This window comes from Ignavibacteriales bacterium (genome assembly GCA_026390815.1).
GTDB lineage: Bacteria > Bacteroidota > Ignavibacteria > Ignavibacteriales > SURF-24 > JAPLFH01.
This window is the reverse complement of sequence record JAPLFH010000013.1, coordinates 1-23,002: the sequence shown is the minus strand read 5'-3', so window position 1 is coordinate 23,002 and position 23,002 is coordinate 1. Positions and strand designations below refer to the sequence as shown.

General features: G+C 34.3%; 18 protein-coding genes and 2 tRNA genes. 12 read left to right on the top strand and 8 right to left on the bottom strand.

Features of this window, described 5'->3' with window-relative positions; all coding sequences use genetic code 11:
- Positions 1-25 precede the first annotated feature (25 nt).
- The 3 genes from NTX22_05870 (at position 26) to NTX22_05860 (ending at position 6,731) form a co-directional block, all read left to right on the top strand.
- Positions 26-3,085 (top strand): TonB-dependent receptor, encoded by a 3,060-nt coding sequence (locus NTX22_05870; GenBank protein ID MCX6150031.1) that lies wholly within the window; start codon positions 26-28, stop codon positions 3,083-3,085.
- A gap of 35 nt (positions 3,086-3,120) precedes the next feature.
- The gene (locus tag NTX22_05865; GenBank protein ID MCX6150030.1) at positions 3,121-5,283 is read left to right on the top strand and encodes a hypothetical protein; all 2,163 of its coding nucleotides are present in this window, start codon (positions 3,121-3,123) and stop codon (positions 5,281-5,283) included.
- Between the two features lie 203 nt (positions 5,284-5,486).
- On the top strand, positions 5,487-6,731 hold the full coding sequence (locus NTX22_05860; protein ID MCX6150029.1) for an IPT/TIG domain-containing protein: 1,245 nt from the start codon (positions 5,487-5,489) through the stop codon (positions 6,729-6,731).
- Between the two features lie 271 nt (positions 6,732-7,002).
- Here the strand turns inward: NTX22_05860 and NTX22_05855 are convergent.
- From NTX22_05855 to NTX22_05845, 3 genes are all read right to left on the bottom strand, one after another.
- Positions 7,003-7,076 (bottom strand) — tRNA-Cys (locus NTX22_05855).
- 159 nt (positions 7,077-7,235) lie between these two features.
- A tRNA-Gly gene (locus NTX22_05850) sits at positions 7,236-7,308 on the bottom strand.
- 174 nt (positions 7,309-7,482) lie between these two features.
- Positions 7,483-8,001, bottom strand: coding sequence for a DUF5698 domain-containing protein (locus NTX22_05845; GenBank protein MCX6150028.1), 519 nt, complete (start codon positions 7,999-8,001; stop codon positions 7,483-7,485).
- A gap of 94 nt (positions 8,002-8,095) precedes the next feature.
- On the opposite strand from NTX22_05845, the gene NTX22_05840 reads away from it, so the two are divergent.
- From NTX22_05840 to NTX22_05810, 7 genes are all read left to right on the top strand, one after another.
- Complete coding sequence (locus NTX22_05840; GenBank protein MCX6150027.1) at positions 8,096-8,734, top strand: protein-L-isoaspartate(D-aspartate) O-methyltransferase; 639 nt, start codon at positions 8,096-8,098, stop codon at positions 8,732-8,734.
- Positions 8,719-9,639 carry a tRNA (adenosine(37)-N6)-dimethylallyltransferase MiaA gene (miaA, locus tag NTX22_05835; GenBank protein MCX6150026.1) on the top strand — a complete coding sequence of 307 codons (921 nt, stop codon included), beginning with the start codon at positions 8,719-8,721 and terminating at the stop codon, positions 9,637-9,639. Before NTX22_05840 ends, miaA begins: the two co-directional genes overlap by 16 nt.
- 42 nt (positions 9,640-9,681) lie before the next feature.
- Complete coding sequence (locus NTX22_05830) at positions 9,682-11,046, top strand: DUF1446 domain-containing protein (protein ID MCX6150025.1); 1,365 nt, start codon at positions 9,682-9,684, stop codon at positions 11,044-11,046.
- A 76-nt stretch (positions 11,047-11,122) separates the two neighbouring features.
- A complete protein-coding gene (locus NTX22_05825; GenBank protein MCX6150024.1) occupies positions 11,123-11,446 on the top strand; it encodes a hypothetical protein in 324 nt (107 codons plus the stop codon).
- A gap of 98 nt (positions 11,447-11,544) precedes the next feature.
- A complete protein-coding gene (gene prfB / locus NTX22_05820; protein ID MCX6150023.1) occupies positions 11,545-12,582 on the top strand; it encodes a peptide chain release factor 2 in 1,038 nt (345 codons plus the stop codon).
- Position 12,583: 1 nt separating this feature from the next.
- A complete protein-coding gene (locus NTX22_05815) occupies positions 12,584-12,997 on the top strand; it encodes a secondary thiamine-phosphate synthase enzyme YjbQ (protein MCX6150022.1) in 414 nt (137 codons plus the stop codon).
- Between the two features lie 125 nt (positions 12,998-13,122).
- The gene (locus tag NTX22_05810; protein MCX6150021.1) at positions 13,123-13,518 is read left to right on the top strand and encodes an MGMT family protein; all 396 of its coding nucleotides are present in this window, start codon (positions 13,123-13,125) and stop codon (positions 13,516-13,518) included.
- Between the two features lies 1 nt (position 13,519).
- Here NTX22_05810 and NTX22_05805 read toward each other — a convergent pair whose 3' ends face one another.
- The 4 genes from NTX22_05805 to NTX22_05790 all read right to left on the bottom strand — a co-directional run bounded on the left by NTX22_05805 (position 13,520) and on the right by NTX22_05790 (position 18,720).
- Positions 13,520-14,419: a DUF5668 domain-containing protein gene (locus NTX22_05805; protein ID MCX6150020.1), complete on the bottom strand. Its 900-nt coding sequence runs from the start codon at positions 14,417-14,419 to the stop codon at positions 13,520-13,522.
- Between the two features lie 18 nt (positions 14,420-14,437).
- A complete protein-coding gene (locus tag NTX22_05800) occupies positions 14,438-14,851 on the bottom strand; it encodes a PspC domain-containing protein (protein MCX6150019.1) in 414 nt (137 codons plus the stop codon).
- A 72-nt stretch (positions 14,852-14,923) separates the two neighbouring features.
- The gene (locus tag NTX22_05795) at positions 14,924-15,721 is read right to left on the bottom strand and encodes an alpha/beta hydrolase family protein (protein MCX6150018.1); all 798 of its coding nucleotides are present in this window, start codon (positions 15,719-15,721) and stop codon (positions 14,924-14,926) included.
- A 47-nt stretch (positions 15,722-15,768) separates the two neighbouring features.
- Positions 15,769-18,720 carry a GH116 family glycosyl hydrolase gene (locus NTX22_05790; protein MCX6150017.1) on the bottom strand — a complete coding sequence of 984 codons (2,952 nt, stop codon included), beginning with the start codon at positions 18,718-18,720 and terminating at the stop codon, positions 15,769-15,771.
- An 82-nt stretch (positions 18,721-18,802) separates the two neighbouring features.
- On the opposite strand from NTX22_05790, the gene NTX22_05785 reads away from it, so the two are divergent.
- Both NTX22_05785 and NTX22_05780 read left to right on the top strand, forming a co-directional pair.
- Positions 18,803-21,946, top strand: coding sequence for a triple tyrosine motif-containing protein (locus NTX22_05785; protein ID MCX6150016.1), 3,144 nt, complete (start codon positions 18,803-18,805; stop codon positions 21,944-21,946).
- A gap of 115 nt (positions 21,947-22,061) precedes the next feature.
- Positions 22,062-22,715, top strand: coding sequence for a response regulator transcription factor (locus NTX22_05780; GenBank protein MCX6150015.1), 654 nt, complete (start codon positions 22,062-22,064; stop codon positions 22,713-22,715).
- A gap of 46 nt (positions 22,716-22,761) precedes the next feature.
- On the opposite strand, the gene NTX22_05775 is transcribed toward NTX22_05780, so the two are convergent.
- Positions 22,762-23,002: hypothetical protein (locus NTX22_05775; protein ID MCX6150014.1), on the bottom strand; the 241-nt coding region annotated here is incomplete at its 5' end.

Below are 23,002 nucleotides of genomic sequence, written 5' to 3'. Positions count from 1 at the left end.
CTATATATATCAGAGGAGATTAAAAATGAAATTTGTATACGTTTTGCTTATAACATTATCTTTAGGTTTCTCCGTTCCCATTGCAGCAGGAACAACTGGAAAGATTGCTGGGAAAGCAACCGATGCAGAAACCGGACAACCACTTATGGGTGTTAATATTATAGTTGAAGGAACTTCCATGGGTGCGGCTACGAATGCAGATGGCTCATATGCAATTTTAAATGTTCCTCCTGGTACTTACAACATCAGATTCAGTATGGTAAGTTATGAAAAGGTTACTATCAAGGGTGTTGTAGTTGAGATAGATTTGACTAGTGTGGTTAATGCTGATTTGCATACAACAACTCTTACAGTGGGTGAAGTTGTTGTTTCTGCACACCAACCAGTGGTTGTAAAAGACGTGGCAAACAGTGTACTTAATATCAAAACAGAAGATATCGAAACATTGCCTGTTCATACTATTACTGAAGTTCTAAAATTACAAGCTGGAATTCAGCAGGGAAGCAGCGGTATCTTAGTTCGTGGTGGAGGTGCAAACCAAACAATCTATTTGGTTGATGGTTTCAGTCTTAATGATGAACGATCGAATATTCCATATTCCGCACTTAGTCTGGCTTCAGCAAAGAATATCCAGATACAAACTGGCGGATTTAATGCTGAATATGGCAATGTAAGATCTGGTATTGTTAATGTTATTACAAAAGATGGTGATCGGGATCGTTATTCCGCAACTATAAATGTAAGTTACGCTTCACCGCAACAGAAGCATTTTGGTATATCTCCGTACAATGTGAACTCATATTATAACCGTCCTTATACTGATCCTACAGTTTGCTGGACCGGCACTAATAACGGGGCATGGGATCAGTATACGAAGGAGAGTTATCCTTCTTTTCAGGGATGGAATGCCATTGCGTTAAAAACACTTCAGGATGATAATCCTGCGAATGATCTTACACCTTTGGGTGCAAAGAAATTGTGGGAGTGGCAGCGTCGTCGCACCGGTGATATAAACAAACCTGATTATACAATTGATGCGGGATTTGGCGGTCCGGTTCCGTTTGTTGGGCAGGAATTAGGTAACCTTCGTTTCTATTTATCGTACTTTGCTGAACGTGATATGTTTGTTATTCCTCTTTCCCGTGATGCTTATACCGATAATCACCTTGAATTGAAATTCAATTCTAATATCACTCCGGACATCAAACTTTTAGTTATGGGAATTTATGGAGAAGATCATTCGGTATCTCCATATGAATGGACAACAACTCCTACTGGTTATTTAATGAGAAGCCAGGCGGAAGTCGCCGATCTTCTATCCAGTACTGATGGGATGAATGTTTTATACATGCCGGATAGATATAGCCCAAGCTCAATCTATCGTAATGTAATCGGAATATCACTTACGCATGTGTTAAGTCCAACAACTTTCTATGACGCAACATTTCAGCGAAATGAAAATCGATATAAAACTTTCCAGAGTCAACTCCGTGATACTTCAAAAATTTATGAGCCGATTGCCGGGTATTTTGTAGACGAAGCGCCGTACGGTTATTGGGGTTACAGTACCGGATCTATTGATGGAGTAATGAGTATGGGTGGTTGGATGAATCTTGGTCGTGATAAAAGTGTTAACTCTACTACATCTTTAATGTTCAATCTTACAAGTCAGTTTGATAAATATAACCAGGTTAAGGCAGGCTTTCAGTTTTATTATAATGATATGAATATCAGTTCAGGCACGTACAGCCCATCGATGTCAACATGGACAAGAAATTTGCAATACCACATTTTCCCATACCGACTTGGTGTATATGCCCAGGACAAACTCGAATTCCAGGGTTTCATTGCTAACATTGGTGCAAGATTCGATTATTCTAATCCAAATTCAGATTATTTGGAACTCGATCCATATAACAATTTATATAGCGCTGGTGCAGGTAAATTAATAACTCAAAATTCGCCTAAGCAAAAGGCAACATCAGAAATGTATTTAAGCCCTCGGCTTGGAATTTCGCATCCAATAACTGAGGATTCGAAATTGTATTTTAATTATGGGCATTTCGTTTCCGAACCATCATCTTCTTACAGGTTCCTTCTTCAACAAGAAGCTAATGGTCAGGTGGACTATATGGGAAATCCTAACATGAACTATGAAAAGACAATAGCTTATGAGTTAGGCTACGAGCAGAATTTATTCAACACAGTACTTCTTCATCTTGCCGCATATTATAAAGATGTAACTCATCAACCCGGTTGGATACTCTATCAAAGTATCAATACATCAGTTAATTATTATCAAGCTGCAAGTAATAACTATGCTGATATCCGTGGATTTGAAGTAACCCTGTCAAAAGTTTCTGGAGGATGGTTCAAGGGATTTATTAACTACACTTATAATGTAGTTACTTCAGGGTACTTTGATATAACTCAATATTTTCAGGACCTTAACAAACAGCGTGCATACTTATTACTCAATCCACAGCAATCTAAACCAGTACCGCAGCCATATGCCAGAGCTAACGTTGAGTTCGATTCACCAGATGATTTTGGTCCAGTAATGTTTGGCATGAATCCGCTTGGTGGCTGGAGTTTAAGTATTCTTGCAAATTGGCAGTCGGGAGCGCACGCTACGTATAATCCAAATAATATCCCCGGCGTTTCAAACAATGTTCAGTGGGTAGATTATTTTGGAGCCGATATGAGATTGGCAAAAGATTTCCGTGGATTTGGCGACCTTCTTAAATTGAATTTCCAACTCTATCTGGACATCTCAAATGTATTTAACTTTAAATTCCTTAACACGACTGGTTTTGTAGATTCGTACGATTATCAGGATTATCTCACATCACTCTGTTTCCCATTTGAAACTGGCGATCAAAATGGAAATGACCGGATCGGCGAATATCGTCCTGGTAATGTAGCGTATGATCCGCTTCAATCTAATCCCAACAACGATCCGGAGATTACTAAAGCGAACAACCATAGAAAGGAAACAAAATCTTATATCAATATGCCTAATGATGAATCAATGTCGTTTCTTAATCCTCGTCATTTTAGTCTTGGTATCAGGGTAAATTTCTGATATTATTTCTTGGTATAATTAAATGGAGTATCATAATGTTTCGTGTACACAAATGCTTAATAACTTTAGTTGCAGGAATTTGTTTGTTTTCAATTATACCTCAGTTGTCTGCTCAGGTATCTGAAACACAAACACGTTATATCAGGGTAGGATCACTTCAGAGCAAGTTTACTGCTGTTGGCTCTGAACGAGCATGGAACAATGTTTATTATGAAGGATTGACCTGGCCTTCAGATTATCTCCTTCAGGATAATGCTGTTATAGAACGCACATTCATTGGGTGCCAGGATTTCAACGACTCCAAAGGTCAACATTGGGATAACTTTTGCAATGCTATCAATACCGCGTATGCAGCAGTTACCGTCTTTCCAATGGTACTAAAGCAAACTGCAAAATTTGCTAATCCAACAGTCTATGTAGATGGAGTAAATATCAGTGCTCCATATATTGCAGATGTAGATAGCATAGATGAAAATCAGATTGCGGATAGAATAGTAACAAACATTGTAAATACTTCGATGGGTATTACTATGACAAGGCGCGTCCTTGCTTTTAGTCAGCAATACCATGATAATTATTTTATAATTGAGTATACATTTAAGAATACTGGATATGTTAGTGCGGAAAATAAGAAGGTTCTTAATGCCCCGGTGAAAGGATTCCGTTTCGGATTTCTTAATCGCTATAGTGTATGCCGCGAAGGTGCTGATAAGATGGGTTATGACCAGGAGTATGGTAAACATAGTTGGGCTACAAGGCGCGGTGAGGATTATCCTTTGCATGCCAATGAAGTTTCAAGTTTAACTGAATCAAGTCCACTTCCTCAGTGGTTGCGTGCTGGTTTTGAATGGACAGGACAAAGAGCTGAAAATAATTATGACAATATTGGTTCGCCCGATATTGTTAAAAAAACAGGCCGCTTAAGTTCACCTCAGTTCGCTGGAATTGTAACTCTCCATGTAGATAAAACAACTTCAGACAAATCAGATAATATCAATCAGCCGGCTGTACTTGGCTGGCACGCCGGCGATACTTATCCAAGCCTCGGCGATATGTCTCCATCTACAGCACCACAGCAAGCTGATTTATATAATTTCCTTAGCGGTGTGCCATACAAAGGGAATACCAGTGGTAATCCTACCGAACGCATGGATGAAGTTTATATGTCAAAAATATCAGATCCCTGGAAGGTCCATAATGATGGTGGTGGCACTGGACTTTGGATTTCTTATGGTCCTTGGGATATAAATCCTGGGGATAGCGTAGTAGTTGTTTTAGCAGTAGGCGTTAGTGGATTGGACCGCAATACTTGCTGGCAAATTGGTAAACGCTGGATGCAGGCTTATAATAATTCAAGTGATAAAGGTCCATTCACTTTACCGGATGGAACAACAACAACTGAAAAGGACGTTTATAAAAATACCTGGGTTTACACTGGAAAAGATTCTATTATGAGTACTTTTAGCCGGGCAGTAAGGAATTATCAACTTAATTACAATATCCCACAACCGCCACAACCTCCATCATTATTGGATGTAAAATCAGGTGGCGATCGTATTAGTCTCTCATGGAATCTAAGTCCTTCCGAAGGTAAATCTGGTTTTGGCGGTTATAAAATATTTCGATCTGTCGGTACACCCGACACAACATTTGACGAAGTTGCTTCATTGTCTCCAGGTACAGCCAGTTATGATGATGTAGTAGCTAAGAGAGGATTCTCATATTATTATTATCTTTGTGCTTTTAGTGATGGAAGTGATAACGCAGCAGGTGGACCGAATCCTGCAGGAAAATTATTAAGCAGTAGGTTCTTTACTAAAACGAATATTGCCGCATATCTCAGGAGACAAGCTGGAGAGAGTCTTTCAGATATAAGGATTGTTCCAAATCCTTACAACATCAGATCATCATTGTTACAATATCCAGGTGAACCCGATAAGATTATGTTCCTGAATATACCGGGACATTGTACAATAAGGATATTTACCGAAAACGGAGATTTGATAAATACTATCCAGCACGAAAACGGCAGCGGTGATGAAAGATGGAACTCAAATACTTCTTCTGGACAAGTAGTTGTAAGTGGTGTATACATTGTCCATTTCACTGTTACTGCAGACTTTATTGATCCAATTACAGGTGAGTTGAAATATCGCAAAGATGAAACTGCATATCAGAAGTGTATTATAATTCGGTAATTAAAAACTAAAACGCAAATACTATATCACGTATATGCTAAAGGTTGATTTACTTGTTTAAGGTTATTCAAATATTAGAGCATTATTTTTTATCTTCATTTTATCAGTTGCCATGATAATTAATATGCTTAATAGAAATCCTATCTAAAGTAATTTACGATTGATGTAAAAACTAGATAGATGAAAAAAATTGTGGAGAAATTATGAAAAAACAATTATTTAAAACATTCATATTAACAATACTTTTGGCATTTGCCTCATTGATTTATTTTGTTGGCTGCTCGGATGAAGTATCACCAAGTCTTTATTCCAACTCTTCAGACGCTATTGGAGCAACACCGGAGATCACTTCGGTAGATCCTCCAAATGCTGCAATAGCGGCAGTAACTACCATAACTATTGCTGGTAAAAACTTTTTATCAGATACATCATCAGTTAAGGTATATTTTGGTAAGAAACCCGGAACTATACTTACAGCCTCCCCAACACAGTTGACTGTAGTTTCTCCAAATGTATGGGGTTCATTAAAGATAAAGATTAGTATAAACTCTGCTGTGCCATATAGTAATACATATGATTATGTTCTTCAAGCGGCTGCTAAAGATTATTACCCTGATAAAAAAGATATAACAAATAAACCAACCAGTGTTATTGTTGATAAAATGGAAAACGTTTTCTCTTACAATTCAACAATTGGTGTTGTTCAAATTACTCCAGATAGTGTTTCAAGTGTTTATTCTACAAAAGGTGGAGAAACTTACTGGACAACAATGAGGTTCGGCACAAATGGAGTTCTATATGGCGTTAGAGGTTTACAGGCAATATTTTCAATTCCTGCTGGTGGCGGTGTTAAAAACTCTTCCTGGGTTGCTCTTGCACCAAGCTCACTTAAGATTTCGAAAATAGATTTTGATCCATTGGGAAATTTATGGGCAGCTGGTAAAAACGCTAATATTTATAGAATTAAACAGGATAAAAGTTATATCCCGTTTCCGTTTGATTACAATGTAACAGCTATGCGAGTTTTCATCAATAATGGTATAACTTATTTGTATGTAGCAGCCCAGCTTAATTCCAGGACTACGATAATGCGTTTACCTATTGATGCAAATGGTGATCTCGGAACACCGGAAACTTATTTTGATTTCTCCGAAAATTATGGTGCAAATTTTATAGTTAATGACCTAACCTTTGCTGCAGACGGTGAGATGTACCTTGCAACAGATTTACCATCACCAATTGTTTATGTTAATTCGGATAAATCAAACGGGCTATTGTATTCTGGAATACTTTTAGAATCGCCAGCCTTATCATTTGCATGGGGAAATGGAAACTTTCTTTATTATGTAAGAAGTCAAATGACTGATGCTAATGGAGTGGTTGTTCTACCTCCATCTGTTGTTAAATTAAATATGCTTAAACCGGGGGCACCTTATTACGGAATGTAATATTGATACTTGGTTTGATCATCTATGTAAACAGTTTTTATTGTATGATTATTTAGCTTTTTCTTTAAGACTTCATTTGTAAAGTTGGTTGTCTTCATTTATCATAAGCATTTGATGCACATGATTCTCGATACCTACAGCAGAAAATACTTATGACTATTTTTATGACTAAATTCTGACTTATGACCTATTTATGGTTGTATTTCTGGATATTAGTTTTTTGGGATGGCATTAAAAAAGCCCGATTATGAAGTATAATCGAGCTTTCTTGAGGCGCCGATCGGATTCGAACCGATGAATAAAGGTTTTGCAGACCTTCCCCTTAAGCCACTTGGGTACAGCGCCAAAAAAAAATAAAGAACTCTGACTTCGAACTGATATATCCGTTTTAATCTTATTCGTTTTTAAAAAAAGATTTTGCAGACTTTCTCTTTACATCTCAACTTAATCAAAAGTAAAGCGCTAAATTCTATAAGGAAAAAAATCCACAGGAAGTGGATTCTGAGCGGGAGACGGGACTCGAACCCGCGACATCAACCTTGGCAAGGTTGCGCTCTACCAACTGAGCTACTCCCGCAATAAAAATCATTCTTTTAAGAACCTATTTCATCAAAATATCTGCTTCAAATATACAATCCATTAGCATTTATTGCAAATTCAAAATTAAAACGATTACTAAATATGTTTCTTTAAATTCATTTTTCATTTTATAAAATCCTAAAATTACAATTTAGATTAACAGTAATTTCTTTCATTTTCTTGCACCGTTAATGTAACCTCGGTATGGTACTGATGGTTGAACAGAAATAAAAGCGTGTGGATCAATTGACTCCACAATTTTCATAACTTTCCTTTGTAGCTTCCTTTTAATTACTACAACCAGAATAGAAACTCCACCTGCACCACCTTCACCAGGTAATATTGTAACACCAATATGTGCGCTTCTGAGAGCATCGGCAATTTTATCAGTAAAATGCCGGGAGATAACATTTAATTGGAGGAACCCCATCCCAATCCTTTGCTCTATTGTAATTCCAATAATATTTCCTAAACCAAAACCAGTGGCATAACCAAAAAGATTAACAATATTATCAAGATGTTGCACTATAAATCGCATGGCAAATATCCAGATTAACACTTCAAAGAATCCTGCAATACCTGCATAATATTTTCTTCCCTGTATTACAAGAATGGTTCTGACGGTACCAATTGTAACGTCGCAAACTCTCATCATCATTATAAGTAACGCACTTACTAAGGATTCTATCATTTCTATTATTCTGTTTGGTTAATAAGTTGTTGTTTAATTTAAAGCAAATAAAGGTTAAATTTCTGCTGGTTAAAATAAAGAATTATGATTTAATATGTATGAATCTGAAAGAAAAGAATTGATTGAGAAGATTTCCAGGAATGGTGTGTCTGATAATAATGTTCTAAAAGCAATGCATGAAGTTGAAAGACATCTTTTTATTCCAGGTGTTATGGTTTCTAATGCATATAAAGATGTTGCCTTACCAATCGGTTACAACCAAACAATTTCGCAACCATACACTGTTGCATTTATGACTCAAGCATTAAAGATACGTCCGGGTTATAAAATATTAGAAGTCGGAACAGGATCAGGTTACCAGGCAGCTATTATAGAAAAGATGGGAGCTAAAGTTTTTACAATAGAACGCCAACCAGATATTTTTTTAAGAACACAAAAACTATTTGATAAATTAGGAATTAGAGTTGCATGCAGGTTAGGAGATGGGACAATTGGCTGGGCAGAATTTGCCCCGTTCGATGGAATTATTGTTACTGCCGGTAGCCCAACTGTACCAGAAAATTTGAAAAAACAATTAACTGTGGGTGGACGTTTAGTAATTCCAGTTGGTGATAGAAAATCTCAATCCCTAAAAATACTTACTAAAAAAGATGATGAAACTTTCGAGATAGAAAATATTCCTCAATTTACATTTGTACCATTAATTGGTAAAGAAGGTTGGAAAGAAAAGTAATTGTAATTGTTGGTCCCACCTGTTCCGGTAAGACAAAACTTAGTTTATTGCTTGCACAAAAATTTACTTCGGAAATTATTTCGGCTGATAGCCGGCAAGTTTTTAAATATTTAAATATTGGAACAGCCAAACCGTCAGATAAAGAATTAGATTCAGTTAAACACCACTTCATCAATTATTTAGATCCTGATGAAGAGTTTAATGTAAGCAAATTTGAAATTGAAGCAATTTCTTTGATTAACAATCTATTCTTACATAAGAAGATACCAATTGTTGTTGGTGGTTCAGGATTGTACATCAAAGCATTGATAGATGGAATTTTCAATTCGGTTGATACAGATGAAGAATTCCGATTGGACTTAAAACAAAAAATGGATGCGATGGGTAAAGAATATTTATATGAACAATTGCAAAAAGTTGATGCCCAAAGTGCTGAAAAAATGTTGCCCCAAAATTGGAAAAGAGTAATGCGGGCGCTGGAAGTTTTTCACCTAACAGGTGAGCCTATTTGGAAGCACCAGAATGAATATAAGCGTGAGCTGGATTTTGAATTTATCCAAGTTGGATTGAACTGGAAACGCGATATACTTTATACAAATATAAATGATAGAGTAGAAAAAATGATTGCAATTGGTTTGGTTGATGAGGTTAAAAAAGTTTTTGCTTTAGGATATAGTAAAAAATTGAATTCATTAAATACAGTTGGTTATAAAGAAATAATATCTTTCATTAATAATGAAATATCTCTGGCAGGAGCAATTGAATTGATAAAAAGAAATACCCGCCGATTTGCCAAGCGCCAGATGACATGGTTCAGGAAGGATGAAAGAATTAAGTGGTTTGATGTAAACAGTGAAAATGATATTCCTGAAATTTCAAATGTTCTGGTAAAATTTTTCAACTGATAATAATTTTGTTATATTATTTCCAGAAATATTTTGAAAGTAATGAAAGAAAAAATTAGAATTGCATCCGGACAAGGTTTTTGGGGCGACTTAATTGATGCTCCTTTCAAGCAGGTTGTTGAAGGACCAATCGATTATCTTGTAATGGATTATCTTGCAGAGGTTACGATGTCCATTCTTCAGAAACAGAAAAATAAAAATCCAAAACTTGGTTACGCCAAAGACATTCCGGAATTGATGAAAAGAATTCTTTTACCATGTAAACAAAAAGGAATTAAAATCATTACAAATGGCGGTGGAGTAAATCCTATTGCTTGTGCAGAAGCTGTTCTTGAAGTTGCAAAATCATTATCTATTACAAATTTAAAAATTGCAGTTGTACTTGGTGATGATATTAAAGATAGAATTGATGAAATAATTTCGTCTGGCTGCGAATTAAACAATATGGAAACGGGCGAATCCATTAAGTCATTCCGAGAGAGAATTTTATCGGCTAATGTTTATTTTGGAGCATTCCCGATTGTTGAATCTTTAAAGCTGGGAGCAGATGTTGTAATAACGGGTAGAACAACTGATACAGGATTAACCTTAGCTCCAATGATTTATGAATTTGGTTGGAGTGAAAATGATTTTGATTTCCTTTCAGCGGGAACAATTGCCGGGCATATTTTAGAATGTGGTGCCCAGGCTTCCGGTGGAAATTTTTTAGGTGATTGGGAATCAGTTGAAAGAATGGAGGATATTGGTTTTCCAATAGCAGAAGCTTACCCAAACGGAGAATTTACAATAACAAAACATCAATCACTTGGTGGTAAAGTTAGTTTTGAAACGATAGCTGAACAATTAGTTTACGAAATTGGTGATCCGAAAATTTATATAACGCCGGATTGTGTAGCTGATTTTACATCAATTAAATTGGAAGACTTGGGAGAAAACAGAGTTAGAGTATTTAACATTAAAGGAAAACCTGCCACTGAGTTTTATAAAGTTTCCTGCTCTTATTCTGATGGATATTCTGCAGTTGGAACTTTAACATATTCCTGGCCCCAGGCATTAACAAAAGCCAAAGCTGCTGATAAGATTTTAAGAAAACGATTGGAGAATTTACATCTTAATTTTGAAGAAATACGAACTGAGTTTGTTGGATACAATTCATGCCACGGTCCTTTAGCGGAAGAAATTGATGAAGAGAAGATCAATGAGGTTATGTTGAGAATTGCGGTACGTTCTAAGGATTACAATTCGGTTGAAAGATTTGGGAAAGAAATTGCTCCATTAATTTTAACTGGACCACCAAGTGTAACTGGATTTGCAGGCGGCAGACCAAAACCAACCGAAGTTGTTGCATATTGGCCAGCACTGATTCCAAAAGAATTAGTTCAACCGGTTATAAAGATAATTGATTAGCCTTGAATTTGTAATTTGAATTTTTTTAGGTTTTTGTAAATTGGATATTGGATTTTAATATAAACAGAAATTTAAAATGAAAGTGAAGTTAATAGAAATAACCCACGGAAGAAGCGGTGATAAAGGAAATGCTGCTAACATTGGAATAATTGCTTTTGAAGAAAAAGGCTACAAAATTATTGAAAAGTATCTTACCGCAGAAATTGTTAAGAATCATTTTAAAGGAATTTGCTTTGGCAAAGTTGAAAGATTTGAATTACCAAATATCAGAGCACTAAATTTTCTATTGCACGATACTCTTGGCGGCGGCGGTACTGTTTCATTAATGCACGATGCTCAAGGAAAAACTTTAGCCGCTGCTTTGCTTAGATTAGAAATTGAAGTGGACTCAACAATATAATATTTAATAAAAATAAAAAGGGATAAATCACGCCATGTACGAAGAAGAATTAAAACAGCTTTCAGATTATAAGTTAAGAGTTACCAATTTAAGAGGTTATCTTTAAATTAGATTCAAAAGACGAAAGAATAAAAGTTTTATCCTTAAAAACAGAAGAATCAAATTTTTGGAACGATCAGCAATCCGCACAAAAAATTCTACAAGAGATTAAATCGCTTCAGTATTGGGTTGAAATGTGGAGCGAACTAAATAAGAAAGAAGAATCAATTAGAGAGATAATAGAATTAGCTCAATCCGCAGAAGACGAATCGTTTCTTCAAGATATTCACCAGGAATTAAATTCTCTTAAAGATACTCTGGAAAATCTTGAATTTAAAAACATGCTCAGCGGAAAAGATGATAATAAAAATTCAATTCTTACAATTCATTCAGGTGCAGGTGGAACAGAGGCACAGGATTGGGCAGAGATGCTGATGCGAATGTACCTGCGATACGGAGAACAGAATGGTTTTAAAATGACTTTGATTGATATTCTTGAAGGAGATGGCGCTGGAATTAAAAGTGCAACAATTGAAGTTGAAGGGGAATACGCTTACGGTTACCTTAAGGCTGAAAATGGTGTTCATAGGTTGGTAAGAATCTCTCCATTTGATTCGAACAAAAGGAGACATACTTCATTCGCTTCTGTATTTGTAATTCCTGAAGTGGATGATACAATTGAAATAGAAATAAACCTTGCTGATGTAAGAATAGATACTTATCGTTCTGGCGGAAAGGGAGGACAAAACGTTAACAAAGTGGAAACTGCAGTTCGTATGACTCATATTCCAACAGGACTTGTTGCTGCCTGCCAGAGTGAACGTTCGCAGCTTCAGAATAGATCCAATGCGATGAAACTTCTTAAATCAAAACTTTATCAAATGGAAAGAGAAAAGCAAAATGCAGAGTTGGATGAAATTGAAAAATCAAAATTGAAAATTGAATGGGGAAGTCAGATCCGTTCGTACGTTTTCCATCCTTACAATATGGTAAAGGATCATCGCACCGATGTAGAAACTTCAGACACACAAGGAGTAATGAATGGTGATCTGAATAAATTTATTAGAGCATTTCTGTTAAAATTTGGGAATAATTAAAATGAAAACTCAAACTGAATATCTCTGGTTTAATACAAAAAAGAAAAGGGAATATTTAAACATAACCAGTGAAGTAGAAAAGATTTTAGAAAAAAGCGGAATAAAAGAAGGAATGATTTTAGTCTCAGCAATGCATATTACTGCGGGTGTTTATGTAAATGATGCCGAGTACGGACTTATACAGGATATTGATGAATGGCTGGAGAAACTTGCCCCGTTTAATCCAAATTATAAGCATCATCATACTGGTGAAGATAATGGAGATGCCCATTTAAAGAGCTTGCTAATCCATCACGAAGTTATTGTACCAGTTACTAATGGTAAACTCGATTTTGGTCCCTGGCAGCAAATTTATTACGCTGAATTTGATGGACAAAGAAGAAAAAGATTGATCATAAAAGTTATGGGAGAATGATTGTAATTCGGAATGCTGATTGATGATTGCGGAGTGATATTAAAATAATAAGTGAAATGGAAATGATTTTATTGTGATGATAAGTTTAAGTTGCTTTTTAGATTATTATAATGCGTTTTTGCAAAATGAAAAAAGACATAAATAAAGCGAAGATAAAAAAGTATAGGAAAGAAGATTTTTTTGACAGGGTTTATAAAGTAGTTGCCAAAATTCCTTATGGAAAAGTAACTACTTATGGAGCAATTGCTGAAGTTTGCGGTTTGAAATCATCTGCAAGAACCGTTGGTTGGGCATTAAATGGTGCAAAGGATTCTGGTTTACCTTGTCATCGCGTTGTAAATAGATTTGGTGCATTAACGGGGAAAATTCATTTCGGTAGTTCTGATTTAATGCAGGAACTCCTCCGTTCTGAAGGAGTTGAATTTAATAATGATGGTTGTGTTCTAATGGAAAAATATTTCTGGATACCAAAGCGATTGAAAAACCAGGATGGAATGAAATTTAGAAATTACAAGTTTTGAATCAGTACCTTTCTACAATTACATTAGAAACATCCACGTCTAAATCTATTGTTATCTTTTTAGCTGAAGAATTAAAATTTTCTGTATGATAATTATTCTGATCAACTTTTGTAAATCCTACAAACTTCTTTTTAGTTAATTCTGTATTAGAAATTATTTCGCACCCAACATCCTTGGGAATATTAATCCACAGTTTTGATACGCCAGAGTTAAATTTGAGGTGTGTGTTCTCGGATTTATCCCCAAGTTTAATCTTAATTGATGAAACTCCAGATTTTAATGAAAGATCAGCAATTTTAAATGGTGTTAAATCCAAATCAACTCCTTCTGCACCAACTTCAAAATCCATGTTCCAGACAGGATTTGGATTAAGCTTTATTTCCACATAATTTTTCTTAAAATCAAGATTCCAGCGGAAATGCTTTTCCTCCATTTCAAGATATAAATCTGCGCTTTCATCAGTTACATTATTTTGAAAAGTATAATTACCGAAACTGCCTTTAGTCATTGCATCAATTAACTCATCTGTTGTATCAGTAATTTTTAAATATCCTACACCAGCATTAACTGAAAGATTTGCTTTTTTAATTCCTTCCTGGTAAGGATGCTTGAAATATTCCACCTCGTATTCATCATCTGAATAATTCGGATGGAAAAAATCGGATATATTTTTATAACCAGCAAAAAGAACTGCTCCTACCAAAAGTGCAGCAATGCCAACAAGAATCCATCTGTATTCAGAAGTTCGCATAAAAAAGGAAAGCCCGATTACAACCAAAACAAGGGGCCAGAGGTTCCATACGAAATTCCAATTAAAGTTAAATGATGTAAAATTATTTATTAAAATTAATACACCAATAGTTAAAAAAAGTGTTCCCCAAAATACATGTTTCGACTTCATTTTCATTTCTCCTGTTAATTACTTCCTGGGTGCTTTTAGTAATAGTCCAATACCAATGGCTACGAAAATCATTGGCCAAAAATCCCAAAAATGAAAGAATGGTAAAAAGTTGTCCGCTAAAAACAATCCACCAATTACAATAAGTATTAACCCTGCTATTACACTTTTATTATTGTTCTGTTTTGTGTTTAGATGAGGTGCAGCATTAGGATCGCTTACAGGTGTTTCTGGTGTAATGATTGGACTTGTATATTCAAATGGAACTATTACCCAAAGAAGAAAATAAGCAATAACTCCAATCCCTGATAGAAAGGTAGCTGCAACAAACATAACTCTTATTAAAACCGGATCGAATTCAAAATACTCACCTAAACCACCGCATACGCCCCCTAACATTTTATCGGTTCTTGATCGATATAATTTCTTCTGCATTTTATCACCTAAAATTGTTGTTACTATTCGTTAGACGAATGAGTATAAGGTAAAAGTTCAATCTTATTTAATTTATTTTTCAACTAATTTCCGGAAGAACGAAAGCTGGCATTCAATATTATTTTTCCAATAATCCGCCCTATGTAAACCAGGATTTGAAATGAATGTAGCTTTAAGTTTCTTAAGTAAACATTTTTCGTAGAATTTTTTATTCACTCCGTAAGCAAAATCTTCTGTGCCGCAGCTAAAAATAAATTCTCGGTTTTTATCTTTAAGGCTATCTAGAAGATTATACACAGAACTATTCTTCCATACATCTGGAATCGAATCAGTTTTACCAAATGCATTTACCATACTCCAGCGATTCGGAAATTCTGTAATATCTAAAATTCCACTTAAACTTCCAGCGCTTTTAAATAAGTCCTGATGTTTCAAAAACAGAAAATAAGCTCCATGTCCACCCATACTAAGTCCAGTTATAAAAATATTCTCCTTATTTACTTTATACTTTTCCAGAATGGCAGGGATGAGATTCTTGATAAAGAAGGTTTCCATTTGGGATTTTGGATTTACCGGGCTATCGATATACCATGAATCATAAAAGCCATGAGGACATACTAAAATGAAATCATATTTATCAGAATATTTCTGTAATCCATCGGTCAGTTCATTCCAGTGCTTATAATTTCCACTCCATCCATGAAGCAAAAATACTAGTGGATAAGTTTTTTCAAGTGAATAATCTTTTGGTAGGAAGATAAGTGATGTATCTGAATGAGGAATGTAATCTGCACTTAAAACTAATTTCTCTTGTGGAAATGAAGTTGATCCTAAAGAAATTAGTAATAAAAGAAAGAATATTTTTTTCATTTTAGTCGATCCTTATTTTTAAAACAATTTTACTATTCAATGATTATTCAATTAATCAAAAGGAAATCATAAATATTATGATCTGATTTTTTTTTCTTTCCACCACCTGTCCATTCTGTTGCTTTCTGATCAACAGTTCTAAATTCACCAGCACCAGCACCGCCATGATCATCCTGTGCACCGACTAAAATTGAAATGACAGATTTCCCATTTATTGTTCCAATCATTTTCTTAGGAATTGAAAAGTTGATGATGTTTGATTTCACATTACCCAAAGGATTTTTTATATCTTCAGCATCTGGTAGATATGCTGCTATTATTTTTCCACTTCCATCTTTTATTTCAATTCCTCCTCCAACATTTATTTGCCTATCAAAGCTTCTAAGTATTGGTAGTTTATAACCAGAATTTAATTTTACGTCTGTAGTATTTTTTTCATTGGAATTTGTGTTGAGACAAATACTTGCATACGTCAATTGGAATCCATATTCGTTATGCCAGCCTGGATTAGCAAGTTTCCTAAACTTCAATGCAAAAAAATAATTATCAGAATCTTCTTTCAACGAGAAATGAATTATGTCCAAAATTCCAGCAGCAAAATTTGGATTTAGTGGATATTTATATTCTTCATCTTTTTCGGGATCAGACAAATTAAATATTGTAGTGGAATTTTCATCTTCAATTTTTATTTCATTGTTAGTAAGGAGTTTATATTCTGGTCCTTTCAAAGCTTTTAAATTTCTATTAAGGAAAGGGACAGCAAACTTCACATTCTGATAAAGTGCAAAATTAGCCGGAGGTTCATTATAAATCTGGCAAGAAATTGAAATTCGTTGTTGGTTCCTAAAGACTTTCAAATCACTTAAGGTATTTGAATGAGTTGGAACTTCAATTACCAGATTATCATTTTTTTTCAATGAGGTTTTCATCTGAAAGCTTGCATCTGCTTTGTTCAAAATTGCCGCTGCAATATCTAAACTGTCTTTAACGGAAACTGCATTGACCGTAATTCTGTTTAGCTCATTTGTAAAATTATATTTTATTTTTACTTTATCATTTCCAACTCTTTGATCAAATTCAATGTCGGTCAAATCATTTGGTAGAGTAGGCAAAAGATAAAGCGCTTTATGGTAAGCATCTGGTTTAACGCCAAGATAATCCTGGTAAATATTTCTTATGTATTCTGCTAAGCTCCATGCCTGACTAAATGTTCCGCTCAACCTCGGCTCCTTTTCCCCCTGACGCGGAAACGCTTCCATCAATTCTGCTAAAGTTCCAACTGCACCACGATCTAAAATTTGATGAGTTAATTCTGAAGTTAATTTCCAAGCTGTATCCTGCTTTCCAAATCCACAAAGGGTTTGAACAACTGAACCAGAATTCCACTGCCAGATTATTCCATTGTGGTATGCGGCATCTTTTACGTAATAAGGTTTGTAATCATGATATGGATGGAAATTTTCATCATTCTGAGAAAGCGAAGTAACACCATATGGAAATACAACTACCTGCATTGCGTTTCCAAGTATTTTCAATCTTTGTAATGATGTAGTAAACAGATCTGGTTCATTCAAAGCAAAAAATTGATTTGGTCTTTCAGAGTGGTCTTTAGTCCCATCTTCCTTTAATCTATCATAAATAATATTTTTGGTTGTATCTACAAAAAATTTTTGAAAGTTTGTTCGAAGGCGATAAGCTGCCACCATCGAAGTATTCGCAAAGGTTGTATCTTTTAGAATTCTTCCTATTTCATAACTGCATAATAATTGTTTATACCACAATGCCTGCACATCAACTGCACGATTTCCACGCGGAGACCATGGTCCATTCGGTCCAACTGCATCCATCCAGGTTTCTGCATCGGCATGCATTAAAAATCCATTATTATCAGTTGATCTTTTTAATGCTGCTTCCACAGCTATTTTAACAACGGGATATACTTCCTTAATAAATTCCAAATCGTTAGTGTAATAAAAATAATTATAGCATTGGATGATAAACCAGGGTGTTCCATCAACCGTGTTGTAAATTGATTCTTTTAATGTAATTCTGTTTGGGATCCTGCCATAGTATTTGCTCGCTGGGTTGTTATCCTGAAATTTAGCGAAGGCAAGTAGTATTTCTTTAGCATCTTGATAATTTCCCGTAACCAGTGTGGCGCCCGGTAAAGAAATAAACGTATCCCGTCCCCAATTGTTGTTAAACCAGGGGAGACCTGCCCAAATACCTTTATAATCCTGCGTAGTAATTAAAGCATCAAGTGAAACCTTAGCCCACATTAAAGCTTTATTAAATTTCTCATCATTTGTTTTAATGTAACTTGCATTTAGAAGTTTTTCAATTCTAGTTTCTTTGTTAGAAATTATTCTATCCTTTTGTTGCAAAAGATTTTGAACTTCAACAGATGATGATGAAATGTAAATAAGAATAGTTAGTGAATCTTTACCGGTAGTTTCAAATGCAAGTTTATCTGAAGAAGTATTTAGTTTACTATCCGCTGCAATGAAAAGGTGATTGCCGGGTAATATATTATTCAAATTAAAACTGGCAACATTATCCCTGATTGCTACTTTTCCATCAGAATTCAAACCTAAAAATTTAATTTCGATTCCTTCGGAATTTATATTTTTCAATTTGAGAATGATAAGATCAAGACTATCTGCAAAAAATAATTCTTCCAGCAGATTGTTATAATCTCTTTTTAAAATGTGTGGATAAACTGTTGCTGTCGATTTATTTCTTTCAAGTAAATTACCATTGGCAAAAATCTGGTAATCATTAAAAATTCTTTGTTCCTTTAGTGTCCAACCTTGCCAGCTATCTTTGAAATAAGAATTTGTTTCACCAAAATAAAATCCAAATTTTTTATTTGTATAAGAAAAAGCCCGCGTTGTATCTTTAACCTCAATTGCTAATTGTTCTAAAAGTGTTTTCTTATCAGAAGAACCACATCCCCAAAAAATGAAAGTTAAGGAAATAAGTAAAAAGAGTTTTTTCATATAACCTCAGATAATTTTGATCGCGCAGTTCAAAGATAATTAAATGTAGCCTTTATTAGAAGTCATCCTAAAAATATTTGATTTGGGATGCTTTTTTAAATTATATAAGATTTTCTTTTGCTATATTCCAACAAAGCTTTTTGGAAAATTATTTCTGTTTCTTACAAAAAAAATATTAATAATTATTTTCTTAAGCACTGAGTTTTTATTCAGTCAATCCGTCTTCAAATTTAAAAAGTACACAATCGAAGACGGCTTATCTCAATCCCAGATCAATTGCATACTTCAAGACCACAATGGATATCTTTGGATTGGTACGCAAGATGGCTTAAATAAATTTGATGGATATGGCTTTACTGTTTATACAAATAATCCGTTCGATGAAAATAGTTTAAGTAACAATAATGTAATTTGTATTTATGAAGATAGAGAGAATAATCTTTGGTTAGGTACACAGGGCGGTGGATTAGAAAAATTCGATCCTATTTCCGAATCATTTATTCACTTCAAAAATATGCAGGGGGATATACCTAATTTTAATTACAATATTGTTACATCTATTTATGAAGACAGGTTTAACAATCTGTGGATAGGTACGCAAGGTTGTGGATTAAATCTACTTGAACATAATTCCAGTTCTTTTACCCACTTCCATTTTAATGAAAATGATAAATTTAGTTTAAGCAGTAATATTGTTAATTCCATTTGCGAGGATAAGAATGGAAACTTATGGGTAGGTACCGAAGAAGGACTGAACAAGTTTGATAGAACTTCTTATAAATTTCAACACATATTAAATATTCCTGGCGATGGAAAATCACAAAGTGATAATAAAATTAAAACGCTTTCTATTGATAGAAATGGAATAATTTGGATAGGAACTTACGTCGGCGGAATAAATAAGTTCGATCCTTCAACACAAGAAGTTATCCGGTTCGCTCATAATCCAAATGATATTCATAGTGTTAGCAATAATTTTATTTATTCAATTTTAGAAGATGAAAATGGAGATCACTGGATTGGAACTGACAATGGATTAAATTTCCTTAAAAATAATTCAAATGAATTTGTTCATATTAAAAATGATCCTGCCAATCAAATGAGCATTAGCAGTAATCATATCAGATGCATTTATGAAGATGGTTCTGATTTGATTTGGTTAGGAACAGCAGACGGTGGACTGAATAAGTGCCTGAAGAACCGTACTAAATTTCACCATTATTTTTCCAATCCAAAAGATAAAAATAGTTTAAGTTATAATTCTGTTTGGTCAATCTTTCAGGATAAAGATGGAATTATTTGGATTGGAACTGATGGAAAAGGATTGGATCGGTATGACAGGAATAAAAATAAATTCCATAATTACCACCAGGATTCACAAAATCCATTTAGCATTAGTCATGATGCAGTTTCTTCAATTATTGAGGATCGGGAAGGATTCCTTTGGATCGCTACATTTGGTGGAGGCATAAATAAATTTGATAAGAAAACAAATAGATTTTATCATTACGCAAATGAAGCAAATAACAAGAATAGTTTAAGCCATAACTATGTATGGATTTTAATGGAGGATAAAAATGGTGATATTTGGGCAGGCACAGCCGGGGGATTGAACCGATTTAACAAAAAGGAAAATAAGTTTTGCCATTATCTGAATGATTTCCAAAATATAAATAGCCTTAGCAATAATGCTGTGCTGGATGTTTATGAAGACAAAGAAGGAATTATATGGATTGGAACGTATGGCGGTGGATTAGATAAGTTTGATAAGAATAATAATACTTTCACGCATTATAAAAACAAACCGGGCGATCCAAATAGCTTAAGTAATAATTCGGTTATGTCTATTTATGAAGATGTAAAAGGATTTCTTTGGTTAGGTACAGACATTGGATTGAATAAGTTGGATAAAACAACCGGTAAGATAATCCAGTTTACTGAAAAAGATGGCTTACCAAATAATATTATTTATGGAGTGCTTGGTGATAAAAATAATAACATCTGGTTGAGCACTAATAAAGGAATTTCTAAATTTAATCCTAAGACAAATATTTTTAAAAATTATAATATTGATGATGGAATTCAGAGTGCAGAGTTTAATCAAGGTGCATATTACCGTAGCAATACCGGGGAAATGTTTTTTGGCGGAATAAATGGTATTAATTATTTCTTTCCAGACAGCATTAAGGATAACCAGCATCTTCCACAAATTCAGTTTACCAAAATTAAACTATGGAATAATATCCTTGACAAGAATAAAATTGACTTTCATAATAATCAACTTACAGTTTCATATTTCGAAAATTTTCTAACCTTTGAATTTGCTGCGCTTGATTTTACTGAACCGAAAAATAATTTGTATATGTATCGAATGTTAGGTTTTGATAAGTCCTGGATTAATTCCGGTGGAAACAGGTTTGCAAGTTATACTAATTTAAATCCTGGAACTTATATTCTGCAGGTAAAAGGCTCTAATAACGATGGTGTGTGGAATGATCAAATCGCTTTTTGGAAAATTATTGTTACTCCACCGTATTGGATGACCTGGTGGTTTAGGATACTTTTAGTTTTAGGTATATCAATAATCTTATTTATTATTTATAAAGTACGCACAAAAAGAATTTTAGAATTAGAAAGATTACGCATTAGAATCGCCTGCGATTTACATGATGAAGTTGGCTCCTCATTGACTAAAATTTCACTAAATGCAGGATTGGCTTACAACGATTCGGAAATTTTTAGGATAAAGCAGAAACTTAATAAAATTGAATTAACAAGCCGCGAAATAGTTAGCACGATGAGCGATGTAATCTGGTCTATTGATTCCAGGAATGATTCAATTGGTAACCTTGTTGATAGAATGCGCGATTTTGCTTTTAACTTATTAAATGATCAGGATATTGAAATCGATTTTAAAACTGAGAATCTGAATTTTAGAAAAAAAATGTCTGTGGATCTGCGTCAGAATATTTATTTAATCTTTAAAGAAGCGCTGAATAATTTATCAAAGTATTCAAAGGCAAAAAATGTATTTGTAATTATGAAAAATGAGGAAGATAAATTCATTTTGAAGATCTCCGATGATGGTATTGGTCTGGATACCTCAATAGATTATAAAGGAAATGGTTTGAAGAACATGAAAATGCGGGCTGCACGTATTGAAGGCAAACTGGATCTTATAAATCATAAAGGATTTACAATTTATTTAGAAAGAAAAGAAATTTAACAGAAGGATTGTATTAAGTAGGGAAAATTGAATTTATGCTGTTCAGGTAATTTTTGATTAAGAAATAAAAAATTACAATTGAAACTCTATCACACAAATATGGGATTGTGCAATTATGAATAGAAAAGTAATTTTTAGTGTGATTTCAATTGCCATCATAGAAGATATAAAAGAAATTCGGGAAGCATTGAAAGAATTTCTTAAAACCCAGCCGAATTTTCTTTGCGAAGTTGCTTCGGATTCTGTGCAGGAATTTATGAAGCAAGTGGATTTTAACAATCCTCCGGATGTATTGTTACTTGATATTGGTCTTCCAGGAATTTCTGGCATTGTTGGAATGAAATTGATAAAGGAAAAAATTCCTGATGTTGATATTATAATGCTTACGGTATATGATGATCACAATAAAATTTTCCAATCCATTTGTGCCGGTGCTACCGGGTATCTTTTAAAGAACACACCTTTACCTAAAATTAAAGAGGCGATAGAGGAAGTAGCTTCAGGAGGCTCTCCAATGTCTCCACAAATTGCCCGTGCAGTTTTAGAATATTTTAGTCCGCATAAAATATTAAAACAAAATACTCACTTAACTGAAAAAGAAAAACAAGTTGTTGCATGTTTAGTTGATGGGTCAAGCTATAAAATGATAGCCTCACAAATGAACAATTCAATTGAAACAATTCGCCATCATATTAAGAACATTTACAAAAAGCTTCATGTTAATTCCAAATCAGAAGTGGTTTCTAAATCTCTTCGCGGGGAAATATAGTCCCAATTCACCATCGATTTTATTTACCAAACATCAAGAATAGTTGTTAAATTGCTAATGCTAAAAATGAGTTACGAAGTTGCTGAACTATTGACTTATGGGTGTTCGAAAAAGGCACATTAAATTCCAGGGTTAAATTGTCCGTTCCATTTTTAAAACAATGACCTGCCGTAACAAACTTATTATTTTTTGTTGCCCACGCTGTACCAACCACGCTATTACCTCTTACAATACGACCTATTGCATTATTATAAGAAGGGACACGTTCATCAGTTCCGCAAATAGAG

What these genes read in the sequence shown, in the direction of transcription:
- NTX22_05870 (MCX6150031.1), top strand. Translation starts at nt 26, where the DNA reads ATGAAATTTGTATACGTTTTGCTTATAACATTATCTTTAGGTTTCTCC.
- NTX22_05865 (MCX6150030.1), top strand. Translation starts at nt 3,121, where the DNA reads ATGTTTCGTGTACACAAATGCTTAATAACTTTAGTTGCAGGAATTTGT.
- NTX22_05860 (MCX6150029.1), top strand. Translation starts at nt 5,487, where the DNA reads ATGAAAAAACAATTATTTAAAACATTCATATTAACAATACTTTTGGCA.
- NTX22_05845 (MCX6150028.1), bottom strand. Translation starts at nt 8,001, where the DNA reads ATGATAGAATCCTTAGTAAGTGCGTTACTTATAATGATGATGAGAGTT.
- NTX22_05840 (MCX6150027.1), top strand. Translation starts at nt 8,096, where the DNA reads ATGTATGAATCTGAAAGAAAAGAATTGATTGAGAAGATTTCCAGGAAT.
- NTX22_05830 (MCX6150025.1), top strand. Translation starts at nt 9,682, where the DNA reads ATGAAAGAAAAAATTAGAATTGCATCCGGACAAGGTTTTTGGGGCGAC.
- NTX22_05825 (MCX6150024.1), top strand. Translation starts at nt 11,123, where the DNA reads ATGAAAGTGAAGTTAATAGAAATAACCCACGGAAGAAGCGGTGATAAA.
- NTX22_05815 (MCX6150022.1), top strand. Translation starts at nt 12,584, where the DNA reads ATGAAAACTCAAACTGAATATCTCTGGTTTAATACAAAAAAGAAAAGG.
- NTX22_05810 (MCX6150021.1), top strand. Translation starts at nt 13,123, where the DNA reads ATGAAAAAAGACATAAATAAAGCGAAGATAAAAAAGTATAGGAAAGAA.
- NTX22_05805 (MCX6150020.1), bottom strand. Translation starts at nt 14,419, where the DNA reads ATGAAGTCGAAACATGTATTTTGGGGAACACTTTTTTTAACTATTGGT.
- NTX22_05800 (MCX6150019.1), bottom strand. Translation starts at nt 14,851, where the DNA reads ATGCAGAAGAAATTATATCGATCAAGAACCGATAAAATGTTAGGGGGC.
- NTX22_05795 (MCX6150018.1), bottom strand. Translation starts at nt 15,721, where the DNA reads ATGAAAAAAATATTCTTTCTTTTATTACTAATTTCTTTAGGATCAACT.
- NTX22_05790 (MCX6150017.1), bottom strand. Translation starts at nt 18,720, where the DNA reads ATGAAAAAACTCTTTTTACTTATTTCCTTAACTTTCATTTTTTGGGGA.
- NTX22_05780 (MCX6150015.1), top strand. Translation starts at nt 22,062, where the DNA reads ATGAATAGAAAAGTAATTTTTAGTGTGATTTCAATTGCCATCATAGAA.